This is a genomic window from Kitasatospora sp. P5_F3 (assembly GCF_054049135.1).
Genome location: NZ_JBFUMY010000014.1, coordinates 22,473 through 46,983, shown reverse-complemented (window position 1 = coordinate 46,983; position 24,511 = coordinate 22,473). Strand labels below are relative to the sequence as shown.

Here is a 24,511-nt window from a genome sequence, read left to right as displayed (position 1 = left end):
GGGTCGGTGCCGACGCGGACCGCGCACCCTCGCCCTCCCCGACCACCCGACCTCGGAGAACCCTTGCTCGCCTCACCCGCCCTGCCCCTCGCGATACCCGCACCGGGACCGGTCCTCGACACCATCCGGATCGCGCGCGTCGACCTGTTCGTGGTCCGGCTGCCGCTGATCCGCCCCTTCACCACCAGCAGTCACCGCAAGGACCACCTCGACCACATCCTGGCCCGGATCACCGACCAGGACGGCGCCACCGGCTGGGGGGAGTGCGCCAGCCCGACCGACCCCTTCTTCGGGCCGGAGAACCTCCGCAGCTGCTGGAACGCCCTGAACGACTACTTCGCCCCGGCCCTGCTGGCCACCGACTGGCAGCATCCCACCGACCTGACGGCGGCCTGGGGCCACGTCCAGGGCAACCACTTCGCCCGCGCGACGCTGGACATCGCCTGCTGGGACCTGTTCGCCCGCCGGCTGGACCGCTCCCTGGCGGACAGCCTCGGCGCCGCCGCGCCACGGGTCGAGGTCGGTGTCAGCCTCGGCATCGAGCCCGGCATCGACGAACTGCTCGACCAGGTCGACCGGTTCGTGGCGCAGGGCTACCGGCGGGTCAAGCTCAAGATCGCCCCCGGGTGGGACACCGCGCCGGTGGCAGCCGTCCGCGACCGCTTCCCGGACACCCCGCTCCAGGTGGATGCCAACGGCGCCTACCGGGAGCGCCCGTCGCACCGCGCGGTCCTGCGGGAGCTGGACGGCCACGGCCTGACGATGATCGAACAGCCCTTTCCCGCCGACGACCTGCTCGCCCACGCCCGCCTGCAGAGCGAACTGGCCACCCCGATCTGCCTGGACGAGTCCGTCACCACCGTGCACACCGCACGGACCGCCCTCGCCCTGGGAGCCGGACGGATCGTCAACATCAAGGTCTCCCGCCTCGGCGGCCTGACCGAGGCCCGCGCCGTCCACGACCTGTGCGAGCAGGCGGGCGTGCCGGTCTGGTGCGGCGGGATGCACGAGTTCGGCATCGGCCGGGCCGCGAACCTCGCACTCGCCGCACTCCCCGGCTTCACCTTCCCCGGCGACCTCTCCGGCTCCGACCGGTACTTCAGCGCGGACGTGGTGCAGCCGCCGATCCGCGCCACCGGCGGCACGGTGGCCGTCCCGACCGGCCTCGGCCTGGGCGTCGAGATCGACCAGGCGGCCCTCCAGAGCCACCTCCTGCGCAGTGCCACACTGACGGGCAGTCACCGGTAGCCGGTCAGGTCGCGGCGGGTCGGGTGACGCTCAGCAGTAGGTCTCGATGTAGAGCAGGACACGGCCGTCGTCGGCGACGAACTCGTACGCCTCGTGAACCAGCAGGTCGGCAGCGCCGAACCGGGACTTCGCCACCAACCAGGCGGCCGGGCGCTCGTGTTCCGGGAGGAAGCGGGGAAACCGCATCCCGGCGTTCTCGTCGTAGTGGTCACCCATCGACATCACGGCGGCGTCGACCGCGAGCCGCTTGGCCCGGCGAGGGTCGAGCGGACCACGGACGAGCCGCCAGTGGCAGCCGGCGGCGTCGGTGAAGCCACGCTCCTGCACCGGGGACTGGAGGTACTGGCCGCCCGACTGTTCCGCCGGGGCCGGCCCCAGGGCCGTGAGCATCTCGGCCAAGGTCGTGGCACGCTTCTTCGACATCGCTACTGAACTTGAATGGGTGATGTCGGGCAGCGGTGAGCGTGGTGGTGCCCGGGGCTGCCCCGCGGTTGGCTGCTGCGTCAAGATGGGCGCATGACCGAGAGCGAAGCGGATCTGCTGGCGTTGCTGCGCAAGCTCGATGATCCGGAGTGGCTGGAGTGGCCGCAGCACTACGACCGTGGCGAGACCGCAGTCCATTTCGGTGCTCTGGTGGCTCGGCTCGAAGGCGACTTCGCAGCTCCCTGCACGGCCGAGCAGGACACCCAGGACTCCAGCGAGTACGGACGCGTCGTCGTGCCCGGGGACGCAACCGTCTGCGGAACCCGGATCGTCGTCTGCGTGAGCAAGTTCGGCTCACTGGCTCTGGTCTGCGCCGACAACCCGGGCGCCTTCCTGGGAACGGAGGAAGCCCAGGCCGAAGGCGAGCTGGACGGCGCTGACCTTGCCAAGGTCGGCCGGGCGCTGGTCGAGCTCGGCTATGTCGTGGTTGCCGAGGAACTGCTGGAGAGCGACTACGACGGGCCGAGTCGACTGCCCTGGCACGTTCGGCGGCCCACCTGGTGGGCTCGCTTCTTCGGCTTCTTCTGACGGTCACGCCGGCAGGGTCAGGCCGGTGCCCCTCAGACAGCCGTCGATGGCCTCCGGCCGGTACTGGAGCATCTTGAGCTTGCGCTTCACTGCGCGGGTGACCTGGCCGAGGTCGGCGGCGGCCAGGTTGCCGATGTCGCGCTTGACCAGCGACCAGATGCCCTCCTGCGGGTTGAGATCCGGTGCGTACGTGGGCAGTTGGAACACCGTCAGCCAGTGCGAGTTCGCTTCGAAGAACGCCCGAAGCGGCGGAACGAGGTGGATGCGAGCGTTGTCCCAGACGAGCACGATCGGTCCGCCGAGCTGGATGCGGGCGCGGACGATCAGGTCCCTGAAGTCGCGCCAGCCGAAGCCCTTGGGCTCGTCCTTGCGGCCTCGGTACTCGCGGATTGCGTAGATCAGCCGGGATCGTTCGCCCGGTTTGTAGCAGGCCATGCCCGCCATCGAGACCCGGCCGGCTCCCCGGCCGCGCACGCGGATGACGGGTGTGTGCCCAACGCGGCCCCAGGTTCTGGCGCGCGGCGGTGTCATCGACTGCCCGGCCTCGTCCTCGAAGACGATCCAGGCGCCGCGACCCGCCGCGGTGCTTTTACCCGCGGCCGGACCTCCTTCTTCCACAACTCCACTGCGGCGTCGTCGCGTTCGATCGCCCGGCGGGCCGGCTGCTGCCACGACCAGCCGTGCCGCTTCAGCAGCCGCCAGGTGCCCTCCACCGTGTAGCTCACATGGAACAACCGACGGATCAACGTCTTCACCCGCGCCAGCGTCCAGCGCTGATCGGCCCAACCATGAACCAGCGGCCCGCGCTCCAACTCCCGCTCCAGCCTGGCGATCTGAGCATCTCCGAGCCGAGGGCGCCCCGGCGAACCCTTGGGCAGAACCCCGGCCTCTCCTCGCTGGCGCCACTGCCGGCGCCACCGCTCCACGGACCGCTCACTCACCCGCAACGCGGCAGCGATCTCCCGGTTCTTCTGCCCGCCCTCGAAGCGCTCCACTGCCTGCAGCCGCACCCGCTCCCGGACAGCCCTCCCAGCGTCGGTCAACCCGCCGCCCTGCGCATACCTCATAGCCCACAGCTACCGCAGCCGAGCAACCGCCGTCAGGCAAACGGCACCGACATCACCCAATCAAGTTCAGTACAGGATGCCAGGGTGAGGGAGCCGTCGGGCCCGGGGAGCGCTCAGCGGTAGCCGGTGGGGTCGGCGGGGAGGCCGGGGTCCTGGACCTCGAGCATGTAGCGCCAGGCGTCGGGTCGGCTGCCGTCGAGGTCGGTGAACCCGTAGACCCGGGCGAGTTGGCCGCTGGAGAGGGACTGGCCGTTCCAGCGGGCGACGTCGGGGTCGGCGGCCAGGGCGGCCACCGCGCGGCCTACGTACGAGGGGGTCTCGGAGATGCCGAAGTGGGGCACCTCGGCGATCGCGTCCCGCCAGTTCTGCTCGGTGACGCCGAAGGTGGCGAGCATCAGTTCCGAGCGCAGCCAGCCGGGGGTCAGGGCCACGGCGGTGGCGCCGCGCGGGCCCAGGTCGTGGCCGAGGGAGAAGGCCATCCGGAGTACGGCGGACTTGGCCAGGTCGTAGAAGAAGGAGACCCGGTAGCGGGTGCGGTTGTACTCCTCGGTGCCGTCGGTCATCTCGACCACCAGGCCGCCCGGCGTGCGCAGCAGCAGCGGCAGTGCGTGGTGGCTGGTGATGGCGTGGGTCTCCACGGCGAGCCGGAGCAGGCGCAGGCCGTTGTCGAGGTCGTGCTCCCAGACGGTGCTGTTCCACTCGAAGAGCCGTTCGCCGCCCCAGATGTCGTTCACCAGCACGTCGAGCCGGCCCTGCTCGGTGTCGATCCGCTGCACCAACGCGGCAACCTGCGCGGGGACCAGATGGTCTGTCACCACCGCGATGCCGTGCCCGCCGGCCGCCGTGACCAACTCGGCGGTGTCCTCGATGGTCTCGGGGAGGTCGTACTCCGAGCGTCGGCCCCGGGTGCTGCGGCCCGTCACGTAGACGGTCGCCCCGGCGGCGCCGAGCTGGACGGCGATGCCCCGCCCCGCGCCCCTGGTCGCCCCTGCGACCAGCGCGACCTTGCCGTCGAGTGCTCCTGCCATGGTGCCACCGCCACCCTTCGCTCCAGGTGCCACCAAGCTACGCGACGGGTGGCAGGACCAGCGGGAGCGCGGCCGAACGCCGACTGATGTGCCGGGCACCACAGCTGACGGCCCCTTACCCGGCCGGGCGGTGTTGTTATGCTGCCGGAGCGTCCCGAGGGGAAAGTCCGGTGGAAGTCCGGCGCTGACCCGCAACGGTGGACGGGCCCCTGAGGGTCCGTGAGCCCGATCGCCCTCGGCGGCGCTGACCTCCCGACAACTCGCCGCGGACTGCGAGGGGATGCGGCACGGCGCGCCCACGCGCGGACCCGAGGGTCCGCGCCGACCGGGCGGGCCCGGGCGCGTCGCCCCGTACGGCCACGGCCCGACGCGAAGGCCGCCGTGAGCACTGCTGTAGCCGCACCGATGGCGAAGGCCGTCCACCCGCCCGCCCGGACTCCGGCGCTGGCTGCCGGACTGGCCGTCGCCCTGTTGTTCTCGCTGGTCTGCGGCGTCGCGCTGGGCTCCGCCGGGATCGGCTGGGGGACGGTACTGGAGTACCTGCGGGCCGGTCTGACGGGTGGTCGGATCGGCGCCGACCAGCTGGCCGGCTACACCATCGTGTGGGAGATCCGGCTGCCCAGGACGGTGCTGGCCGCCGTGGTCGGTGCCGGACTGTCGGCGACCGGCGTGGCCGTCCAGGCGATGGTGCGCAACGCGCTCGCCGACCCGTTCGTGCTCGGCATCTCCTCCGGTGCGGCCGTCGGTGCCAACGCCGTTCTGCTGCTGGGCGCGTTCGCCTCGCTCGGCGTCTGGGCGCTCTCCGCCTCCGCGTTCGGCTCCGCGCTGGCCGCGATGGTGCTGGTCTACGCGGTGGCCAGGACCGCCCAGGGCCTCACCCCGCTGCGCCTGGTGCTCACCGGCACCGCGCTGGCGTACGGCTTCTCCGCGGTCACCTCGCTGATGGTCTTCTCCGCCGAACGCGGCGAGGCGGCCAGGACCGCGATGATGTGGCTGCTCGGCAGCCTCGGCGGCGCGACCTGGGCCTCGGTCCCGATCGCGGCCGGGACGGTGCTGGCGGGCACCGCCTGTCTGCTGTGCTCCGCCGGGCAGTTGGACGCCCTGGCGATGGGCGACGAGACTGCCGCCGCGCTGGGCGTGGACGCCTCCCGGCTGCGCCGGGCGTTGTTCGTGGTCACCGCCGCCGTCACCGGCACGGTGGTCGCGGTCAGCGGCGCGATCGGCTTCGTCGGCCTGATGGTCCCGCACCTGGCCCGGATGCTGGTCGGCGCCGACCACCGGCGGGTGCTGACGGTCGCTCCGCTGCTCGGCGCGGTGCTGCTGGTCTGGGTGGACATCGTCTCCCGGCTGCTGCTCGCCCCCGCCGAACTGCCGGTCGGCGTGATCACCGCCGTGCTCGGGGTGCCGTGCTTCCTGCTGCTGATGCGCCGTCGCAGCTACAGCTTCGGCGGCCGCTGATGGCCGGTCAGGGGAGGGGACACTGATGCGCGTCGACATCGAGGACGTCTCGGTCGAGATCGCCGGGACCAGGCTGGTGCACGAGGTCACCGTACGGGCCGCGAGCGGCCAGGTGCTCGGCCTGGTCGGGCCGAACGGCAGCGGGAAGTCCACGCTGCTGCGCTGCGTCTACCGGGCGCTGCGCCCGGCGGCCGGCACCGTCCGGCTGGACGGTGACGACCTGCACGGCCTGACGCCCCGTGAGGGTGCCCGCCGGGTCGGCGCGCTGCCGCAGGAGACGGTGGCGGAGTTCGACTTCACCGTCGCCGAGGTGGTCGGGATGGGACGGCTGCCGCACCGGCGCGGCTTCGGCGGGCCGGGCCCGGACGACGCGGCGGGCTGCGCGGAGGCGCTGGCCCGGGTCGGCGCCGGGCACCTGGCCGGGCGGGGCTTCCTCGACCTCTCGGGCGGCGAGAAGCAGCGCGTGCTGATTGCCCGGGCGCTGGTGCAGCAGCCGAAGGTGCTGGTGCTCGACGAGCCCACCAACCACCTGGACATCGCACACCAGTTGGAGGTGCTCGCGCTGGTCCGGGCCAGCGGCCTGACCGTGCTGACGGCGCTGCACGACCTCAACCTCGCGGCCGCCCACTGCGACCTGCTGTACGTGATCGCCGGCGGCCGGATCGTCGCGTCGGGGCCGCCGGGGGAGGTGCTGTCCGCCGAACTGCTCGCCGAGGTGTTCGGGGTGCGGGCCCACCCGGTGCGGCACCCGGTGACCGGCGCCGTGCAACTGCTCTTCGACCGACTCCACCCCTGATGAGGACGGACACCTTGCTCACCCACCCCCGCCGCACCCTGGCCGCCACCGCAGTGCTCGCCCTGGGCCTGACCGCCTGCGGCGCCGAGGTCACCCCCTCGGCGGAGAGCGCGGGTTCGGCGCACTACCCCGTCACCGTCGACAACTGCGGCACCCCGCTGACGTACCACCACAAGCCGGCCAGGGCGGTGACGAACGACATCGGCATCACCGAGCTGATGCTCTCGCTCGGCCTGGCCGACCGGATGGCGGGCTACGTGATGCCGGACGAGAAGGGCGACCTGGCGAAGGTGCCGTGGGCGGCGGAGTACGACCGCACCAAGTGGCTGTCCAAGAAGGAGATCACCAAGGAGCTGGTGCTGGACGCCAAGGCCGACCTGGTCTTCGCAGGCTGGAACTACGGCTGGAACGACACCGCCGGGCTGACCCCCGAGGGCCTGGGCAAGCTGGGTGTCGGCGCCTACACGCTCACCGAGTCCTGCCGGAACGGCAAGGAGAAGGCGCGCGGCGTGATGCCGCCGCTGGACGCGCTCTACACGGACCTGGCCAACCTCGGGAAGATCTTCGACGTGGAGCCGAAGGCCCAGCAGTTGATCGCGGAGTTCAAGGCGGAGGTGGCCAGGGCCGAGGCCGGTGCGCCGGCCCGGCGGCCGAGCGTCTTCCTGTACGACAGCGGCCAGGACAAGCCGTTCACCTCCGGGCGGTTCGCCGCTCCCGAGCAGGTCATCAGCAAGGCGGGCGGCCGCAACGTGATGGGTGACCTGGACGACTCGTGGACCACGGTGGGGTGGGAGAGCGTGGTGGCCAGGGACCCCGAGGTGATCGTGATCAACAACTACGGGGAGACCGGTGCGGAGGCCAAGCGTCAGTTCCTGAAGTCCTACCCGGCGCTGGCCAACGTCTCGGCGGTCCGGAACGACCGGATCTTCGTGCTGGACTACGTCGACCTGGTGGAGAGCCCGCGCAACCCGTCGGCGATCACCCGACTCGCCGCCTATCTCCGGACGGTGCCCGCCCCCTGACGCGGCTCTTCAGAAGAGTGCGGCCTGCTCGACCGGCCGGGCCCGGAGCTGCTCGGTAATTCCGGTGCAGGGTGCCAGCTGGGTGGGCCGCAGGGCCCAGCCGATCAGCAGCCGGGTGTCCAGCAGCAGCGGCGGAGCGTCGACCTGATCGGGCGTCACGAACAGGTGGCGCCCGATCGGCGCGCGCAGGGTGCCGCCGAGCGTGGCGCCGGGGCCGAGTGCGGTGATCTCGCGGTAAGCGGCCGGCGGACCGTCGGTGAGACCGAACAGTGCCACCTGATCGGTCACCGGGTCGGCCGGGAAGAGCTCGACCCCGTGGCCCGCCAGCACTCCTAGCACCTGGCCGCGCAGCGCACGGACGGCCGCCGCCCGCTCGTCCGGCGGGGGCAGCCGCCACCAGCCGCCGACCTTCGCCTTCGAGGTGAACCGCTCCCTGGCCAGCCCGGACTGGGCCACCGTCAGCTCGGCCCGGCGGATGCTCGGCAGCGAGCCCCGGGCGACGAACGTCCAGGCCAGGGCGGCCTGCTCGACCAGCCGGGCGGTGCCGCGCTGCTCGGCGGTCAGCCCGACCTTGGCCAATCCGGGCCCGAACCAGGCGAGGTAGAGCCGGTACGTCCGCCCGTCGTCGAGGATCTGGTCCCTGGCGAGGGCCAGCCCCTGGTCGGCGTCCTGGCAGGAGGTGCACTGGCCGGCCTTGCTCCCGGGCTCCAGCTCCGCCGCGACCGGGCACGGGTGGTGGCGCTGCGCCGTCCGCACCCCGACGCAGCGGCGCGGGCCGACCACCGTCCAGCCGACCCGGGTGCCGACGGCGATCTCCCGCTCCAGCAGCCGGGCCCCGCTCGCGGCTGTCAGCCGGGGCACACCCTCGCGCCAGCGCAGACCGGTGGCCGTCCAGCCGCTGCCGTCAGCCGCCGGGCCCGCTGGGTTGCTCGTCATAGGACGTGAGCGTAGGGCCTGGCACTGACAGTCGTCCCGTTGTTCGAATCCCATTGGGAATGCGGTCTGATGATCCGCTATATTCGCGCAGCCGTCGGACCCGACGGCAGTGCAGCTTCGGGGGAGTCCCACGGTGTCGTCCGAGTCCGACCAGTCCAGCAGTTCGAGCAGCGGCAGCTCGGCGGACTGGTCCCCGCCGTCCGGCAACGACAGCACCCCGGCGCCCGCCGCGAGCACCCCGTACGAGCCACCTCCGGCGGACGCCAACCCGTACGCGACGCCCGCCGATCCGTACGCGCCCCCGACCGGTCCGTACGCGCCGCCTGCCGACCCGTACGCCCAGCAGTCCGGTCCGTACGTCCCTCCGGGCCCGCCCGGAGGGACGCCGTACCCCGGTCAGTGGGCGGGCGCCCCGGCGCCGTACGGGCAGCCGTACTGGACCGGTCCGCAGCCGTCGGCGCAGGGGACCAACGGGCTGGCCATCACCTCGCTGGTGCTCGGCATCCTCGGCTTCGGCTGCTGCCTCTGGGTGCTCGGCCTCGGCTTCGGCATCGGTGCGCTCCGGCAGATCCGCCGCCGTCCGCAGCAGGGCAAGGGGCTGGCCGTCGCCGGCATCGTGATCTCCTGCCTCTGGGCGGTGCTGATGATCGGGGCGGTGGGGGTGTTGGCGGTGAAGGGCGACCTGGACTCCATCACGAGCCAGACCAATGTCTTCAGCCTGCAGCCCGGCGACTGCCTGAAGGAGAAGACCGGCGGACAGGGCCAGCTCTCCCGTCGGTTCACCGTGGTGCCCTGCACCGAGCCGCACTACGGCGAGGTGTTTGGCACGGTCCCGCTGTCGGCCGTCCAGGAGAAGGGCTCCGCCTACCCGGGGGAGAAGGTGTTGGAGGAGGCTGCCGCGAAGGCCTGCGTCAGGCGGCAGTACGAGTACGCGGCGGACTACCTCGCCATCCCCCGGGGGGTGGAGGTCAGCACGCTCTACCCGGACCGCACATCCTGGAAGGCGGGCACCAGCAAGCGGTTCGGTCTGTGCCTCTTCGAGTCGGGGGAGACCATGAGCCGGACGCTCCATCAGGACACCGCCGCGGTCACGGGCGAGCAGCGCGCCTACCTGACCGCCTCCACGGAGCTGGACCAGGTGCTCGACCAGTGGCCGCTGGACGATCCCGCCGACGCCGCCCCTGGCGCCTACCAGGACTGGGCCCGCCAGGTGGTCAGCGCCGCCGAGGCCGAGAAGAGCCAGCTCCGCCTCAGTCGGTGGACCGACGGACCCGCCGCCAAGGTGGGCCCGCTGCAGGCCGAGTTGGACCAGGTCATCGCGCACGCGGAGAAGATCCGAAAGGCGACGGACCCCACCGTGCTGGAGGACGAGCTGTTGGAACTCGAGGACTACGTCCGCGGCCCCTTACGGGACCGGGGCGGCGCTGTCTGTTCGTCCACGGCTCCAGCGTCAAGAATTCTTGACATGGTGTCGGTGTTGCTTGACACTCCGGATGTCGGGTTTTCTTTACCTGAGGGAGCGGGATGGCCGTCGAAGAGAAACGCGCCTGGATGATGCTGCTGCTCACGGTCGCGGCCTACGCCGCGTACCTGGCCGCCGTCCTGGACCGGCCCGAGGGCCTGAGGCTCACTCAGGCGCCCTATGTGTCGGCGCTGTTGTGGTCGGTCGGCGGGGGGATCGTGGCGTCGATCGTGCTGCACATCGTGGTGTCCACGTTCTCGCCCAAGGAGGAGAACGTCCGGGACCAGCGGGACCGGGAGATCCACCGCTTCGGCGAGTACGTCGGCCAGTCCTTCGTGGTGCTCGGCGGCGTCGCCGGGCTGATCCTGGCGATGACCGGGCAGGACCGGTTCTGGATCGCCAACGCGATCTACCTGGCCTTCGTCCTGTCGGCGGTGCTCGGCGCGACCGCGAAGATCGTCGCCTACCGGTTCGGGTTCCACCCGTGGTGAAGCCGACCCGGGTCACCAACGCGATCCGCACCCTGCGGTTCACCCACGGCGAGATGACCCAGGCCGAACTCGCCCGCCGGATCGGGGTCACCCGACAGACCGTCATCGCCATCGAACAGGGCCGCTACTCGCCCTCGCTGGAGGTGGCGTTCCAGATCGCCCAGGTCTTCCACGTCCCGCTCGACGACGTGTTCCAGTACCCAGCTGCCACCACCGAGGGAGACATCCGCCCATGAAGGCTGTCCTGCACGACGTCTACGGTCCGCCCGAGGTACTGCGGGTGGAGGAGACCGACCGGCCCGTGCCCGGTGAGGGCGAGGTGCTCGTCCGGGTGCACGCGGCCGGCGTCGACCCGGGGGTCTGGCACCTCACGGCGGGTCTGCCCTACCTGATCCGCGCGGCGGGCTTCGGCCTGCGGGCCCCCAAGCAGCGGATCCGCGGCCTGGACGTCTCCGGCACGGTGGAGACGGTCGGCCCCGGCGTCACCCGGTTCGGTCCCGGCGACGAGGTGTACGGCATCGCGGCCGGCTCGTTCGCCGAGTACGCCTGCGCCAAGGCGGACAAGCTCGCCCACCGCCCGGCGAACCTCAGCCACGCACAGTCCGCCGCCGTCCCGATCTCCGGCGCCACCGCTCTCCAGGCGCTGCGCGACGCCGGGCGCCTGAAGCCCGGTCAGAGCGTGCTGGTGATCGGCGCGGCGGGCGGGGTCGGCACCTTCGCCGTGCAGATCGCCAAGGCCCTCGGCGCCCACGTCACCGCCGTCTGCAGCACCGGCAAGGCGGACCTGGTCCGCTCGCTGGGCGCCGATGAGGTGATCGACTACACCCGCACCGACTTCACCGACGGCAGCCGCCGTCACGACCTGGTCCTCGACATCGCCGGCAACCGGTCGCTGACCCTGCTGCGCCGCACCCTCACCCCGCGCGGCACCCTGGTCATCGTCGGCGGCGAGAACGGCGGCCGCTGGATCGGCGGCAACGACCGGCAGCTGCGGGCCCTGCTGCTCTCCCCGTTCCTCCGGCAGCGCCTGTGCGGCCTGATGGCCAAGGAGCACCACGCCGACCTCGACATCCTCAGGGGTCTGATCGAGGCGGGATCGGTGACCCCCGCGATCGAGCGGACGTACCCGTTGGCCGAAGTCCCGGACGCGATAGCACATCTGATGGCAGGTCAGGCCCGCGGCAAGCTGGTGATCGAGGTTCGGGAGGACTGAGTCGCCGAGCGCCCGACCGCCTACGACTGACGCGGAGCCGGGGAGTCCTGCCGGATCAGGCGTCGGCCGTGGGCCCGCTTCTTCCTGTTTCCGCCGGTGCTGCGAGCCGCCAGTGCCACCACCAACGCCAAGGCGGACGACTTCTACTTCCAGGTGCCGGGCACCAAGGACAAGGTCTTCTACGACATCTACTCGAACATCCACTACGGCTACGTCGGCACCGCCGCCGGCATGGGCCCGGACACCCTGATCAAGGGCGCCACCGTCCCGATCCCGATCCTGGTCGGCAAGAGCGACCCGGGCGACGTGCTGACCATGCAGGCCGGCATCGACCTGTGGAAGAAGTACGGCAAGGATCTGACGAGGAAACAGCTCGACGCCAAGATCCGCGAGGTGGTGGCCGAGATGAAGGCCAAGAACCTGACCCAGGTCCGACCGGCCTGAACCTGCTTCGGCCTGGTGGCCTGGCCGGCTCGCAAATCCGGTCCGCCCCCGGTCAGCTGTGGCCAACTTCCGCCAACTGCCGGGTCGTGACTCGCGGCGACTGGAAATCCCGGCAGGTCGGCACCAAAACTGCTTCACGTGACGCAATCCGGGCTGAAGCAGCCCCCACTCTCCGGCCCCGCCGCCGCGACCGCCGGGCCGGCGATCTGGTCCCGCAACTTCCGGTACTACTTCACCGCGCGCAGCGCCGGACTGCTCGGCCACACCATGCTGCCGGTCGCGGTCGCCGCCGGGCTGATCGGCTCGGGGCACGGGCTCGGCAGCGTCGGCCTCGCGCTGGCCTTCCTGACGGCACCGTTCGCCGGTCTGGTGCTCTTCGGCGGCGTGCTCTCCGACCGGTTCACCGCCCGCCGGATGATGATCGGCGCCGATCTCACCAACCTGCTCACCCGCGCGCTGATGGCGGTGCTGTTCTTCCAAGGCGTCGACCGGCTCTGGCAGTTGTACGCGCTGATGGCCGTGGCAGGCAGCGCCGCCGCGATGTTCCAGCCCGGCGCCGCCAGCACCGTCCCGCTGGTGGCCCGCGACGTGCAGGGGGCCAACGGCGTGCTGCGTACCTCCGAGGCGCTCACCGCACTGCTCGGCCCGGCGCTGGCGGGCCTGCTGGTCAGCGCCGCCGCGACCGGCTGGGTGATGGTCATCGCCGCCGTCACGTACGGCATCAGCGCCTGCGGCCTGTTCGCGCTGAGGCTCGACCCGGTGCCCGCCCCTCCGCCCGGCGACAGCCTCTGGCGGAACCTGGTGACCGGCTGGCACGAGTTCCGCTCCCGGAGGTGGCTGTGGGGCACCATCGTGGTCTGGATGTTCTACACCGTGCTCTCGACCGGGCCGCTGCTGCCCGTGGCCGCCGGGACACTCGTCCCGGTGTACGGGTCCACCCTGTTCGGGCTGCTCAGTTGCGCCTTCGCCGTCGGGACGGTGTGCGGCGGGCTGCTGGCGATCCGGCTGAAGCCGCCGCGACCGCTCGCGGCGGGCGCAGTGGCGTTGCTGGCCTTCCCGCTCTACCCCTTCGGGATCGTCCTCGGCTGGCACGTTCCGGCACTCGCCGTCGCGCAGGTGCTGGTCGGCACTGGCGTGACCTTCTGGGGCGTCATGTGGGCGACCAGCGTGCAGACCCAGGTCCCCGGCGAGGTGCTCAACCGTGTCCACGCGTACGACGTCGCGGGCTCGGTCTGCATGCTCCCGATCGGCAGCGCACTCGCCGGCCCGGCGGCCGCGTCGTTCGGCCCGAACGCCGTGCTCGCCGCCGTGGGAGTGGCCGCCCTGCTGGTGGTCGCGGCCCTGCTGCTGAGCCGCCCGATCCGCGAGCTCCGGCGGGTGCCCGGCACCTAGTGCCGCGCCCGGCGGCCGAGTGGACAGCTCAGAGGGTCGGGAGCTCCTCCCCGAGGCGGGGCTCGCGGCGATTGATCAGCCAGAACAGGTAGCCGCGCAGGTAGTACTCCAGGCCGTCGTCCAGGTAGGCGGCGTACCGGCGTAGGGCCTCCTTCTCGTTCTGGTCGTCGGCTATCCACGCGCGGACCCTCTCGCGCCCGGCCCACCACAACCGCACTGCCTCGGGAGTCCACTGCTGGTCGCCGTCCCAGGCGTAACCGCCTGCTGGTTCGTCATGGGCGATCTCCACCAGGCCCGCCAACTCCCGGGGATTGGCGGGCTGACGGTATACGAACTCGTAGTGCTCGTCGCTGGAGAGCACATGCTCCGGGAGGTAGTAGGGGCCGTTCAGCCCGCTGTCGGTCACGCACGCGTAGAACGGACCGGGAACGTTGAGCCAACTGCGATCCTCCCAGCGCCCGCAGCCCATCGAATCCGTGAGCTCGCGCGCGTTGGGCAGCGGATCCCAGTACGCCAGGTCCTGCCAGTGCCCCTCGGTCGGATGGACCGTCAGCCGTTATCGCATCTGCGCTGCTGCCCGCTCAAGCGTGTGTTGCCAAGCGCGGCCCATCACATCCAACTCCCACTGGGCGAGATCGCCTCGGAACCTACGAGATGCCATCCAGCTGCCCTCCTCCGCGAGAGAAACGCTCAGGACCACGTCGCGGCTCGGCCGGGAGAAGGACACTTTCACCTCCCCGGAGACGACAGCCGCCATGAACTCCAGGGCGAGGCACGAGGGAACCCGGTCGAAGACATACCCGTCGCAGGTGATCCTGCTCGCGGTGCCCCCTTCCGCCAGAGAGACGACGAACTGCTGCCCCGTCGAAGCGCCCAGGTGGACATCGACGGTCCGGGGCGACCGGACGACCTCCACCAGTTCCACCGAGTCGAAGTGGGCCGCGCTCTTGGCAGAGGAGACGAACCCCTCGAGATCCACCGGCGGCCAGGGTCCGTCCGACAGCCGGGCCCGCGATGCGGGCTGTCGTCGCCCCTTCCAACCGGACCACGCGTCCACTGCTGCCGACAGCATTCTCGTACCGCCACACCCGTATGCCCACGGATCGGTCCGCCCGCCGCCAGGGCCAGGTCACGACAGGAGGCACCTGCACCGACCGATTGCGCTGAGCCTTGGGAGGTTAAAGGGCAAGCCCGGTCCGAGGCGGTAGCCGGTGGTTCGATGTACTTCAAGTGCGCTGCCTGAATGGCTAGTTGGTACCCTCCGGACTTCCTGGCGGACACCTGGGATCGTCGGCGCCGGTCACGGACTCTCCCTCTAAGACCGCCCGTCCGGCGACCCGGAGGGCAACGAGTTCTGCGTTCACTAGAGCGCGCAGTCAATCGTGATCGTCAAGTGGCGCATGGCCGACCCCTGCGGTTCGGGGTCGGCCATGCGTGGACGGGGTGGGTCAGTGAGCCGCAGTGGTGCAGGGGGTGCCGTTGAGGGTGAAGGTGCCGGGTGCGGGGTTGGCGCCGGAGTAGGCGCCGTTGAAGCCGATCGTGGTGGAACTCCCGGTGGGCAGGGACGCGTTCCAGCCGGCGTCCTTGACGGTGACCGTGGCGCCGGTCTGCGACCAGGTGCCGTTCCAGCCCTGGGTGACCATCTGGTTGCCGGTGAAGGTGAATCCGAGGTTCCAGCCGTTGACCGGTCCCGCCTGGTTGGTGATCTGCACGTCGGCGGTGAAGCCGACGCCCCAGTCGTTGCCGACCTGGTAGGCGACCGTGCAGCCGCTCGTCGTGGCCGGTCCGGTGGTGACCTGCAAGGCGGCCGACGGAGGCGAGCTTCGGCCCCCGGTGTCGGTGGCCACCACGCGGAACGTGTAGGCGGTGGCCGGGGTCAGGCCGGTGACGGTGGCGGTGGTCGCCGACGCGGGGACGGTGGCCAGCGGCGCCGTGCCGGCCGGGTCGCCGCCGTACACGCGGTAGTCCGCCAGGGGGGAGGCCCCGGCTGTGGCGGCCGGCCAGGTCAGCGTCACGCGGTCGGAGCCGGTCGCGGAGGCCGTCGGAGTGCCCGGCGCCGACGGCGGGGTGGCCTGGGTCGAGCCGGCCGGAATGACGTACTCGGTGATGGAGTACGCCGGGAAGGTCGCGGTGAAGGAGCCGCCGTTCAGCGGCTGACCGGCCGGGTGCTGGATCGCGGCGGGATCGGCCTGGCCGTAGCGGTAGACCTGCGCCGCTGCCGGGAGCGCCGTGCTGCCGGTCACGGAGACGGGTGCGGTCAGGTCGCCGGTGGTCTTGTTGATCACCATCACCGTGGTGGCGTGGTCGCTGCTGCGCTCGGCCGCGTACACCGACAGCTTGTCCTGGTCGGCGCTCGCGGCCTTGAACGAGGTGTCGCCGAAGGTGCCGCCCTGGCCGTCGTAGTTCAGGAACATCCGGAAGGCGTACGCTCCGGGGTCGGTCGCCTTCGGCGGTGACCACAGTGTGGCCAGGTCCAGCCCCTGACGTCCGAAGATCCCCAGCACGTCGGCCTGGGCCAGACCGCCGTCGATGTGGTCCAGCGCGCCCCAGTTGTACTCCGAGATGGCCAGCTTCGTACCCGGGTAGTTCTGGTCGACCAGCGACCGCAGCCGGGGGACGAACTGGATCGGCTGGTTGATCCAGCTCTCGTCGACGTAGGAGGGATCCCACAACTGCCGGGTGGAGCGCAGCCGCAGGGCCTGCGTCGCCGCGTCGTCCGCACTGCCGGACACGCCGGACTGCTGGGGGTAGATGTGCTCGTCGAAGTAGTCGAGGATCCGGCGCCCGTGCGCCTGCTCGTACTCCTTCATCTTCTGCAGGTACCACGGGGCGAACTGCACCCCGCCGTGCGCGGCGGTGTCCGGCGGGTTCGACCAGCAGCTGCCCCCCTGCTGGCTGCACACCTGCTGGTCCAGGCCGGAGTAGATCAGCGAGTTGAAGCCCCAGCCAACCGGGCCGAGGGTCTGCGCAGCCGGGTCGGCGTCCTTGACGGCTGCGGCGATGGCGTAGGTGCTGTCGCGCAGTTCGTCGAAGCCCGCCCCGGCCGGGTGGACGTCGCGGTGCGTGCCGGACCACAGGTCCGGCTCGTTGTCCAGGTTGTAGAAGCGCACCCCGCCGCTGCCTGCGGTGCCGTAGGCGCTGTCGAGGTACTGCACCCAGCCCTTGACGAAGTCCGGGCCCGCCGGCGTACTGGTCTCGGCCGGAGCGTTACCCGTGATCAGGGTGCCGTCGGGCTTCCTGCCGTTGCCGCAGTCCGGCCGCCACTGCGCGTCGGTCTCCTGCTGGGGACCGTACTTGGCGACACTGAACCCACAGCCGCTGTCCCGGGCGGCCGCCGTCCAGCCGATCATCGGAACGGTCATCAGCGTGTCGGTGCCGGTCCTGCGGTTCTGCTCGACGAACTTGTCGGCCTGCGATCCGGCGGGCAGGGCCGCGGTGTCGTTGTTGTAGTGCAGGTCCTCGAAGTACCAGTCGGAGCCGGCGTTGTAGGCGTCGAGCTTGTAGTTGTAACGGCTGGTGGCGTTGCCGCCCCAGCGGCTGATCGGCAGCCGTAGGTCCTTGGCCAATGCCTCGTCGGGGAAGTTCATGCCGTAGATGTGGGGGTCGATGGCGTGCCGCCCACTGGTGGTGTCCACGGTGATCGCCGGGCCCGCGGTGGCAGCGGCCGCCTGCACGGATCGCCCGCTGTCGGCGGCCTGCGCCGCCCCGGTACCGGCCAGCAGGACCGCGACCGCCGCCAGGGCGGCCGCCTTGTGTGTCGTACGCATGGTCTCCTTCTCAGCAGCCGGCAGCGCGGGCGGTACGGCCCGCAACGCCCGTGGCGTGCGATCGACACGTACCGCCGACAGCGCCGCGGCCTTGGGTGGGGGATGGAAACGACCGCGCTGTGGGAACCCGGCTCTCACCGGCCGGCGGGCGGGCGAGGCAGGACGCTGCAGCCGGCGGTGGCATTGCCGCGGCCGACGGCGCAACTCCTCAACTCGCCGCAAGGTGGGGCCAGTCGATACGTGGGAGCGCTCCCAAATGGGAGTGTGGGGCGCCTGGATCGGGGTGTCAACACGTACGCACACAGCAAGGGGAGCGGAAGCCTGCGGGGGCCCATGGGCCTGGCGGCCCCTCATGGGCGCCGACGCGCCGTCAGGTGCGGGGTGCCGCCCGGCGGCGCCACCGTGCGTGACGTACCAGGCGACTTGCAAGACCGCCGTCGTCGTCATCACCGCGAAGCCCGCCGGGCTCCCTTGCTGGGCACTGGGCCGGGTGCAGCGGGCCAGGAGCGGGGAGGTCCGGGTGGACTGTGGCCGGAGGCTGGTCCGCAGGGCGCGGCGAGCAGGCTCGGCACGAGGCGAGTCGCCAGAGGTAGTCGAAGTAGCGAATCCACCAGTGGCAAGGGCGGTCTTCCCGTAGTACGAAGCCAGCGTGCTCGTCCCGCCGTAGGGACGCGCGAGCAACCGCTCGGGGAGCACCACGTAGCCCAGGTCGGTGAGCTCGCGCTCGACCGCTGCCAGGTCGTCCGCGGCCAGCGCGGCTTTCTCCACCGCCTCGGCGGTGTCAGCGTAGATTCTCGCCAAACTTCGTTGAGACGGGGTACCGACAGCCCGCCGCGGCGCGGCGTTCGGCTTGTCCGACTGGTGCGTTGTGGCGCTGGGCCTAACGTCAGTGGACGCGTTTAGGCTCGGTTTGACCATGGAGTCCGAGTGAGGGACGTGAGTGTCATGTCGCGTGTTCGAGTGCACAACTTCAGCGTGTCGCTGGACGGGTTCGCCGCCGGGGAGGGACAGGGACTCGAGGCTCCGTTCGGGCATGCCGGGACTCGGCTTGTCGAGTGGTTCTTCCAGACCCGCGCCTTCCGGAGGATGCAGGGTCAGGCCGGCGGCGACAGCGGTGTTGACGACGCCCTCGCGGGGACCTGGGGGCCCGGGATCGGGGCTGAGATCATGGGCCGCAACAAGTTCGGGCCGCAGCGCGGCCCGTGGACCGACGAGGAGTGGAAGGGCTGGTGGGGGGACAACCCGCCGTTCCACACCCCGGTGTTCGTGCTGACGCACCACCCGCGCCCGTCCCTGGAGATGGAGGGCGGCACGGTCTTCCACTTCGTCGACGCCTCGCCGCAGGAGGCGCTGCGGCAGGCACGCGAGGCCGCGGGCGGTCTCGATGTGCGGATCGGTGGGGGCCCCACCACGGTCAGACAGTTCCTCGTGGAGGACCTGGTCGACCACCTCCACGTCGCCGTCGTTCCGATCGTCCTGGGCCGCGGTGAGCGGCTGTGGGACGGGCTGGAAGGGCTGGAGCAGCGGTTCCGGGTCGAGTCCGTGACGACACCCAGCGGCACCACCCACCTGACCTTCACCCGGCCGTAGCTCCGCCGCCATGCCGTAATGACGGCATGCGGTCACCCTGAGTTGTTGGGAACGGTGGTTCGTCCGGGACCTGGCGGGCCGGAGCCAGGATACGGGCCCCGGGAGCCTCGCCCGTCGGCGCCGGAACGGGCCGCTGACACCTCTGTTCGGGCGGCACGCCCGCCTGAGGTTTCGTCAGACCGCGAGCCGGCGGGCCCGGCCGGGGTCGAGGTGCAACTCGTACCCACCGCCTTTTCACCACGTGAATCCGGGGACGTCGGACTTCCGGTGAACGACCTCGACGTCGATTCCGAGGCCGGCTCCGTGCTCGACCATGGCGTAGCGTCGGTTCCCTGGCTGGTCAGGGGCACGTTGGTGGAGGTCTTCACGCTCTGGGTGTCGATCACGGATGCTGTCGGCTCGGGCTTGCGCCCCTCCTTCACGCGGGCCAGGCCGGTCAGGTCGTAGTTGAGCTGGGCGAAGATTCCTTCATCGCGCCAGGCAGCGTAGTAGGCGTAGACGGTGCCGTGGTTCGGGAAGTCGTGCGGGAGGTACTTCCGCGGGATTCCCGTGCGGATGACGTAGAGAATCGCGTTGAACACGTCGCGCAGTTCGACCTTGGCCGGCTGTCCGGTGRGCCTGCGGTCGAGCCGGGCTTTCCTCCAGGCCGTAAGTTTCGGCTCGATCAGGGTCCACCGGGCGTCGGACAGGTCGCTGGGGTAGGGCTTGCGCTCGGTCATGACACAGCGTCAGCATGATCGGGGCCGAAGATCCAGCTCTGCTGCCGGCAGGGCGGTTCTATGACGTTTCTAAGCCAGACGGACTTCGGGTTCTATAAGCGGATGAGACGGACCTTGACTTTGCCTGCCTCCGCGATGGTGGACGCCGCCTTCCCGACATATCGGGGTATACCAGGCAGAAGTAAACGCCTCATAGCGGATGATCGCTATCAAAATGCCCGCTCACAGCCACTCGTCGAGTCGACATTCACCTCCCAGACGATCAGACCCGCCGCGTCCGCCCGAGCCTGCAGGCCCGTCAGCACTCGATGCCAGACCCCCTGCCGCTGCCAACGGCGGAACAGACCGTAGCTCGTCTGCCAGGGGCCGTAGTCCAGCGGAATGTCGCGCCACGGAGCACCCGTTCGCACCCGCCACCGGATGCCGTCGATCAACCTACGCCGCGACCTGGCCGGACGCCTCACCCCGCCAACTGGCTACAACGGCTCCAGCACAGCCCACTGCCCATCCGACAGATTCCCACGCCCCACACCACGAGCCTTCCATCACCCCACGCCACCTCAGCCCCACTTCGAGAACAGACCCTGGTCGTCCCGAGAACCGACACTGCCGCGCCGCCCGGGTGACCGGACGGCGCGGCAGGCGGAACGCGGGGATCAGGCTGCGAAGTAGCCGATCAGGTCGGCGACCACATCGGTGCTGCCCCACTGGTTGGCGAACGAAACCCGGCCGTCCACCACCGGAACCATCACCAGGGCGGACACCACCTCTCCCGGCCGGTAGTTGATGTTCGAGGCGTCCGGACGGTCGGTCCCGTGCGGAAAGACCGTCAGGAAGCTGGTGCTGGTGGGCCAGACGACGGTGACGTTCATCAGCACCGAGGTGACCCCGGTCTCGGGCACGCCCTCGACCCCGGCCACCTTCAGGCTGACCACGTCGCCGGCCGCGCCGAGAGTCCCGGCGCGGGCGCCCTCGCCGTAGCGGGTGTCGAGCAGCCGGACGAGCCCGGCCGCCGAGTAGCTGGCGCCCGAGTCGGTGTAGTACCCGACGACGTCGACGCCGAAGTCGACCTCACCCCACGCGTTGTACAGATTCACCTTCCCGTTCGCCCCCACCGGAACGGTCACCAGGTTCGACACGTTCTTCCCGGCGGTGAAATTGAGGTTCGACGCGTCGGGGACCGACTGACCGTTCGGATACACCGTCACATAGCCGGTCCGGGAGGGGTTGACGGCCGTCACGCTCATCACGACCGCCTTCACACCGGTGGCCGGGACCCCGCCCGCCCCGGTCACCTGCAACGACACGACGCCGCCCCAGCCGACCCGCCCGGCGGGCGCACCGATGCCCGAAACGGTGTTCAGGATGCGCGTCGGGTTGACCGGGCGCAGGAAGGAGCCGGTGCCACTGTCGGTGTAGTAGCCGGCGACGTCGACGCCGAGGTCGACCTCGCCCCACGCGTTGCGCAGGTCCACCTTCCCGTTCGACAGCGGGACCGTCACCAGGTTCGGAACGTTCTGCCCGGCCGCGAAGCTCACGGTCGGCAGGTCGGGCACCGCCTGACCGCTCGGGTACACCGAAATGGCGCTGTTGCGCGTGGGGTTGACGGCCGTCACGTTCATCACGACCGCCGTGACACCGGTGGCCGGAATCCCGCCCACACCGGCGACCCGCAGTGACACCACGCCGCCCTGGCCGACCCGCCCGGCGGGCGCACCGACGCCCGAGACGGTGTTCAGGATGCGCGACGGGGGAACCGGGACGAACCGGCCCTTCGCCGCCGTCGGCGCAGGCGTCACCGTGTACGCCTTGACGAGGCCGGACCCGCTCCCGGCACCGTCCAGCATCACGTCGTAACTGCCCGGCTCCAGACCGTTGGTGTCGACCAGGACGTGGAGCGAGGTCCCGTCGGGGCTGACCGAGAGCGGCTTCATGAGCGGCTGGGTGCTGCTCCAGGTGTCGTTGCGGACCAGCTTCACCGAGGTGCCCAGGGTGAGTCCGCTGCCGCGGATGACGGCCTGGGTCTGCGTACCGGCTGCGCCGGTGGCGGGGCTGATCGAGCCCAGCACCAGGGGCGGACGAGGCAGGCCGACACACCCGGTGTACTCACACTCCCCCTGCACGCTGTACTCGACCGGCGTCGCCGCCCCCGCCGCGCTGATGATCAGCACGGCCTGCCCGGCGTCGGAGCCGTTGAGGGCCAGGCACCGGGCACCGAACTGGCCGTAGTTGCTGTTGCACTGGTAGCTGAGATCGGAGCTGTCCCAATTGGCCGGGCCGAACATGGTCACGGCCGGCTGCTTGGCATAGGAACCGCTGGTGGTGCCGGAGACCTTGAAGGCCTGCGACGGCTTCATGTCGAGCACCGCGCAGTAGGCGGACGAGGACTCGGTGAACACGCCGCTCCGCAGCGAGAAGCCCTCCACCGAAATCGGGTGGGAGGTGCACTCCGGCGCCCAGCCGCTCGCCGTACCGACCCTCCAGGTGTCCACGTTGGCGTGGATGTTCGTGCCGTGGTACCCGGCGGCGAGCACGACCACGGTGTACGAGGTCGAGCCCGTGACCTGGCAGGAGAGGCCCCACTGCAGGCAGATGTTCTTACCGGTCGCATCGGCGACCTGCACCTGCACCGAGCCGCTGGTCGCCCGCGCGCTCAGCCAGAGCTTGTCCGTGGCGGCGGCGTTCACCCGGACGCACCGAGCGTCCAGCACGGAGGTCAGGTCCACCGGGGTGGACTGGCCACCGACCGTGGTCGCGTTCGGGGTGAGGCAGTTCGCGGTGGGCGAGATGTCCCGCCGGACCAGCTTGTAGCTGTCGCCCCACTGCGAGTTGACGAGCAGCGCGGTGTACGGCACACCGGCGGTGAGGGCACAGGTGAAGGCCGAGCTGGAAGATGTCGAACACGCCACGTCGCCCTTGGGGTCGACCACCTGCAGCGAGGCGTTGAGCTTGTTCTGCGTGTTGGTGTAGTCGGCCATCTCGGCGGTGCTGTGCTGACTGGCCGGCAGGGCGAGGCAGGCCTGCTTCACCTCCGCGGTCAGCGTGACCTCGGCACCCCAGGTACCGTCGAACCCGCTCCGCGTCCAGGCGGCGCAGCCGGCCGTCTCACCGGTCCGGTGGATCACCAGCTTGTACGCCTTGTTCGGCGTGCCGCCCAGAACGGCGCGGAACGGCGCGGTGCCGGTCAACTTGCAGACGGAGGAGTATCCGCCGTTCTCGCACTGCTTGGCGCCGGCCGCGTCGTAGACCACGACCTTGGCGCCGGTGCCGTCGGCGGGCGGCCGGTTGAGCAGGTAGACACCCTTCCCGGTGGCAGTCGGCAGGGTGCGGCAGAGCTGCTGGCCCGGCCCGCCGAAAGTGCCGGCGACCGGTCCGGACACCAGCCCGGTGTCGTTGGCCGCAGTGCAGCCCCGAGTCTCCTTGTCCGAGTGGAAGACCATCCCGAACGGGCCGGCGGAGACGTTCCGGGCCTCGACCGCCCAGGTGTAGTCACCGGGTGTCAGATCGCAGCCGGTGCCCAGCCAGCAATTGCCGAACAGCTGGGTGCCGTCGCGGCCGTACAGGCCACCGTAGAGGGTGGAACCCTCGGTCGTGACCGGCTGGAAGGAGTAGGGAGCCTGCTCGGAGACCCGCAGTGAGCGGCAGCGCGCTACCGGGCTCAGGTCCGGAGCGACACCGAACGCCTGCGGCTCCACCACAGCACAGCCGTCCGGCCGGGAGAGCCGCGCCAGGGTGAGGTCGTACGCCTGGATCGCGCCCGAGATCTGTTGCATCGTCACCCGGAACGGCGCCTGGCCCGTGAGCTTGCAGTCGAGCTCGGTGGGCTGGCCCAACCTGCTGTTGCAGATCTCCTTGCCCGTGGCGTCGTAGACCATCTGGATGATCTGGAAGGTGGACACGTGGGTCCGCAGCACGTCACCGGCGGCCAGTTCGGTCGGCGCGTAACAGTCACCCGCCGAGCCGAGCGGCAGGTCTCCGTGGAACAGGGTCGGCGCGCCGAGTGCGAGGTCGGCGGCGCTCACCGTCTTGCAGGCACTGGTAGACAGCAGCGGCAGGTACGAGACCGAGACGCCGTTCTGCTGACCACTGTTATCCCTGACCGTGAGCGTGAAGTCTCCTGCCTGGCCGGTGGCGCAGCGCAGCAGTGCGCTCGCCCAAGCGGCACCCATCGGCTGGTCGCAGGTCACTGCGGTACCGCCCGGCGTGACCAGGTTCGGGTAGATCGCCCCGGTCGTCGAGACGACCTGGACGAGAACCACGTCCTTGGGCTGCGTCAGCGGGAGCGAGAAAGAGGCGGTCTGGTACGGAGCGATCGTGCAGGTGGCCACCGCCCCCGGCGTCAGGACCGCCGGACAGGCGCCGCTCGGGTCGGCCTGCTGGAGCTGCCGAACGGCGGCCTGCTCCTCGGCCTTCCGGTCCGCCGTGGGCGCGGCCGTCGGGCCGACGGGTGACGCCGCGCTCGCGGACGGGGCGGCCGCACTCGGACCTGGCTGCGGCGTTCCGACCGCTGCGGTCGGTGCCGCCGCAGCGGCGGGGTTGACCTGGCCCATCAACGTGGCCAGCACGGCGAGCAACAGGACGCCCGGAGCGGCGACGCCGGATCTCACCCGCCTGTGTCGCACGCGTCTACCGGACAGCACATTCCTCATGCTTCCCCCCAATTTTTGGAACACCCGACTTTCATGACCATCACAAAAGTTCGCGGGCGGGCGAAGTTTAGCGAGCCGCACTCCCAGAACGATCACCCACTCCGGCCAACGTGAGGGTGCCATGCGAGGCCCCCGGAGTGCGATGCGATTTCCGTATGGCCGCTTAGGGCCTGTCTGACCATTCCCGCCGGGTCCGGCGCGAGTGGTCAGACAGGCCC

At 70.8% G+C, this 24,511-nt stretch carries 20 protein-coding genes and 2 pseudogenes; 12 read left to right on the top strand and 10 right to left on the bottom strand.

Annotated features, from left to right (window positions below):
• Window positions 1-63 precede the first annotated feature (63 nt).
• Window positions 64-1,248 (top strand): o-succinylbenzoate synthase, encoded by a 1,185-nt coding sequence (menC, locus tag ACXJMZ_RS12330; protein WP_457030049.1) that lies wholly within the window; start codon window positions 64-66, stop codon window positions 1,246-1,248.
• 30 nt (window positions 1,249-1,278) lie between these two features.
• Here the strand turns inward: menC and ACXJMZ_RS12325 are convergent, their stop codons facing one another.
• On the bottom strand, window positions 1,279-1,671 hold the full coding sequence (locus ACXJMZ_RS12325; protein WP_457030048.1) for a hypothetical protein: 393 nt from the start codon (window positions 1,669-1,671) through the stop codon (window positions 1,279-1,281).
• A gap of 93 nt (window positions 1,672-1,764) precedes the next feature.
• Here ACXJMZ_RS12325 and ACXJMZ_RS12320 point away from each other — a divergent pair, with 93 nt between their 5' ends.
• Window positions 1,765-2,259: a hypothetical protein gene (locus ACXJMZ_RS12320; RefSeq protein ID WP_457030047.1), complete on the top strand. Its 495-nt coding sequence runs from the start codon at window positions 1,765-1,767 to the stop codon at window positions 2,257-2,259.
• A 3-nt stretch (window positions 2,260-2,262) separates the two neighbouring features.
• Here the strand turns inward: ACXJMZ_RS12320 and ACXJMZ_RS12315 are convergent.
• Window positions 2,263-3,326, bottom strand: a protein-coding gene (locus ACXJMZ_RS12315; RefSeq protein ID WP_457030046.1) for an IS630 family transposase whose coding sequence is annotated in 2 segments (ribosomal slippage) — window positions 2,263-2,879 and window positions 2,879-3,326 — 1,065 coding nt in all. Because the reading frame shifts where the segments join, the coding sequence is not laid out codon by codon here.
• A 113-nt stretch (window positions 3,327-3,439) separates the two neighbouring features.
• A complete protein-coding gene (locus ACXJMZ_RS12310; protein WP_457030045.1) occupies window positions 3,440-4,354 on the bottom strand; it encodes an SDR family oxidoreductase in 915 nt (304 codons plus the stop codon).
• A gap of 405 nt (window positions 4,355-4,759) precedes the next feature.
• On the opposite strand from ACXJMZ_RS12310, the gene ACXJMZ_RS12305 reads away from it, so the two are divergent.
• The 3 genes from ACXJMZ_RS12305 to ACXJMZ_RS12295 are packed head-to-tail and all read left to right on the top strand — an operon-like array spanning window position 4,760 to window position 7,630.
• Window positions 4,760-5,812 carry a FecCD family ABC transporter permease gene (locus tag ACXJMZ_RS12305; RefSeq protein WP_457030129.1) on the top strand — a complete coding sequence of 351 codons (1,053 nt, stop codon included), beginning with the start codon at window positions 4,760-4,762 and terminating at the stop codon, window positions 5,810-5,812.
• 25 nt (window positions 5,813-5,837) lie between these two features.
• A complete protein-coding gene (locus ACXJMZ_RS12300) occupies window positions 5,838-6,608 on the top strand; it encodes an ABC transporter ATP-binding protein (protein ID WP_457030044.1) in 771 nt (256 codons plus the stop codon).
• On the top strand, window positions 6,608-7,630 hold the full coding sequence (locus tag ACXJMZ_RS12295; protein WP_457030043.1) for an ABC transporter substrate-binding protein: 1,023 nt from the start codon (window positions 6,608-6,610) through the stop codon (window positions 7,628-7,630). Before ACXJMZ_RS12300 ends, ACXJMZ_RS12295 begins: the two co-directional genes overlap by 1 nt.
• A 9-nt stretch (window positions 7,631-7,639) precedes the next feature.
• Here the strand turns inward: ACXJMZ_RS12295 and ACXJMZ_RS12290 are convergent, their stop codons facing one another.
• Entirely contained in the window at window positions 7,640-8,566 is a 927-nt protein-coding gene (locus ACXJMZ_RS12290; protein WP_457030042.1) for a DUF2797 domain-containing protein, read from the bottom strand.
• A gap of 133 nt (window positions 8,567-8,699) precedes the next feature.
• Between ACXJMZ_RS12290 and ACXJMZ_RS12285 the strand changes: the two genes are divergently transcribed.
• The 6 genes from ACXJMZ_RS12285 to ACXJMZ_RS12260 all read left to right on the top strand — a co-directional run bounded on the left by ACXJMZ_RS12285 (window position 8,700) and on the right by ACXJMZ_RS12260 (window position 13,568).
• Window positions 8,700-10,121 carry a DUF4190 domain-containing protein gene (locus ACXJMZ_RS12285; protein WP_457030041.1) on the top strand — a complete coding sequence of 474 codons (1,422 nt, stop codon included), beginning with the start codon at window positions 8,700-8,702 and terminating at the stop codon, window positions 10,119-10,121.
• Entirely contained in the window at window positions 10,091-10,519 is a 429-nt protein-coding gene (locus ACXJMZ_RS12280; RefSeq protein ID WP_457030040.1) for a hypothetical protein, read from the top strand. The genes ACXJMZ_RS12285 and ACXJMZ_RS12280 overlap by 31 nt, the downstream gene beginning before the upstream one ends.
• Entirely contained in the window at window positions 10,513-10,755 is a 243-nt protein-coding gene (locus tag ACXJMZ_RS12275) for a helix-turn-helix transcriptional regulator (RefSeq protein ID WP_457030039.1), read from the top strand. Before ACXJMZ_RS12280 ends, ACXJMZ_RS12275 begins: the two co-directional genes overlap by 7 nt.
• The gene (locus ACXJMZ_RS12270) at window positions 10,752-11,732 is read left to right on the top strand and encodes an NAD(P)-dependent alcohol dehydrogenase (protein WP_457030038.1); all 981 of its coding nucleotides are present in this window, start codon (window positions 10,752-10,754) and stop codon (window positions 11,730-11,732) included. The genes ACXJMZ_RS12275 and ACXJMZ_RS12270 overlap by 4 nt, the downstream gene beginning before the upstream one ends.
• Before the next feature lie 96 nt (window positions 11,733-11,828).
• On the top strand, window positions 11,829-12,176 hold the full coding sequence (locus tag ACXJMZ_RS12265) for a polymorphic toxin type 44 domain-containing protein (RefSeq protein WP_457030037.1): 348 nt from the start codon (window positions 11,829-11,831) through the stop codon (window positions 12,174-12,176).
• Window positions 12,177-12,314: 138 nt separating this feature from the next.
• Window positions 12,315-13,568 carry an MFS transporter gene (locus ACXJMZ_RS12260; RefSeq protein ID WP_457030036.1) on the top strand — a complete coding sequence of 418 codons (1,254 nt, stop codon included), beginning with the start codon at window positions 12,315-12,317 and terminating at the stop codon, window positions 13,566-13,568.
• Window positions 13,569-13,596: 28 nt separating this feature from the next.
• Here the strand turns inward: ACXJMZ_RS12260 and ACXJMZ_RS12255 are convergent, their stop codons facing one another.
• The 3 genes from ACXJMZ_RS12255 to ACXJMZ_RS12245 all read right to left on the bottom strand — a co-directional run bounded on the left by ACXJMZ_RS12255 (window position 13,597) and on the right by ACXJMZ_RS12245 (window position 17,335).
• On the bottom strand, window positions 13,597-13,974 hold the full coding sequence (locus ACXJMZ_RS12255; protein WP_457030035.1) for a hypothetical protein: 378 nt from the start codon (window positions 13,972-13,974) through the stop codon (window positions 13,597-13,599).
• A gap of 150 nt (window positions 13,975-14,124) precedes the next feature.
• Window positions 14,125-14,547 carry a hypothetical protein gene (locus ACXJMZ_RS12250; protein WP_457030034.1) on the bottom strand — a complete coding sequence of 141 codons (423 nt, stop codon included), beginning with the start codon at window positions 14,545-14,547 and terminating at the stop codon, window positions 14,125-14,127.
• Window positions 14,548-15,016: 469 nt separating this feature from the next.
• Window positions 15,017-17,335: a glycoside hydrolase family 44 protein gene (locus ACXJMZ_RS12245; RefSeq protein ID WP_457030033.1), complete on the bottom strand. Its 2,319-nt coding sequence runs from the start codon at window positions 17,333-17,335 to the stop codon at window positions 15,017-15,019.
• Window positions 17,336-18,280: 945 nt separating this feature from the next.
• Between ACXJMZ_RS12245 and ACXJMZ_RS12240 the strand changes: the two genes are divergently transcribed.
• Window positions 18,281-18,925 carry a dihydrofolate reductase family protein gene (locus ACXJMZ_RS12240; protein WP_457030032.1) on the top strand — a complete coding sequence of 215 codons (645 nt, stop codon included), beginning with the start codon at window positions 18,281-18,283 and terminating at the stop codon, window positions 18,923-18,925.
• A 220-nt stretch (window positions 18,926-19,145) separates the two neighbouring features.
• Here the strand turns inward: ACXJMZ_RS12240 and ACXJMZ_RS12235 are convergent.
• From ACXJMZ_RS12235 to ACXJMZ_RS12225, 3 genes and pseudogenes are all read right to left on the bottom strand, one after another.
• A pseudogene (locus tag ACXJMZ_RS12235) lies at window positions 19,146-19,644 on the bottom strand (transposase); the annotation flags it as partial.
• Between the two features lie 233 nt (window positions 19,645-19,877).
• Window positions 19,878-20,108, bottom strand: a pseudogene (locus tag ACXJMZ_RS12230) (transposase); the annotation flags it as partial.
• A 192-nt stretch (window positions 20,109-20,300) separates the two neighbouring features.
• The gene (locus ACXJMZ_RS12225; RefSeq protein ID WP_457030031.1) at window positions 20,301-24,251 is read right to left on the bottom strand and encodes a hypothetical protein; all 3,951 of its coding nucleotides are present in this window, start codon (window positions 24,249-24,251) and stop codon (window positions 20,301-20,303) included.
• Window positions 24,252-24,511 lie beyond the last annotated feature (260 nt).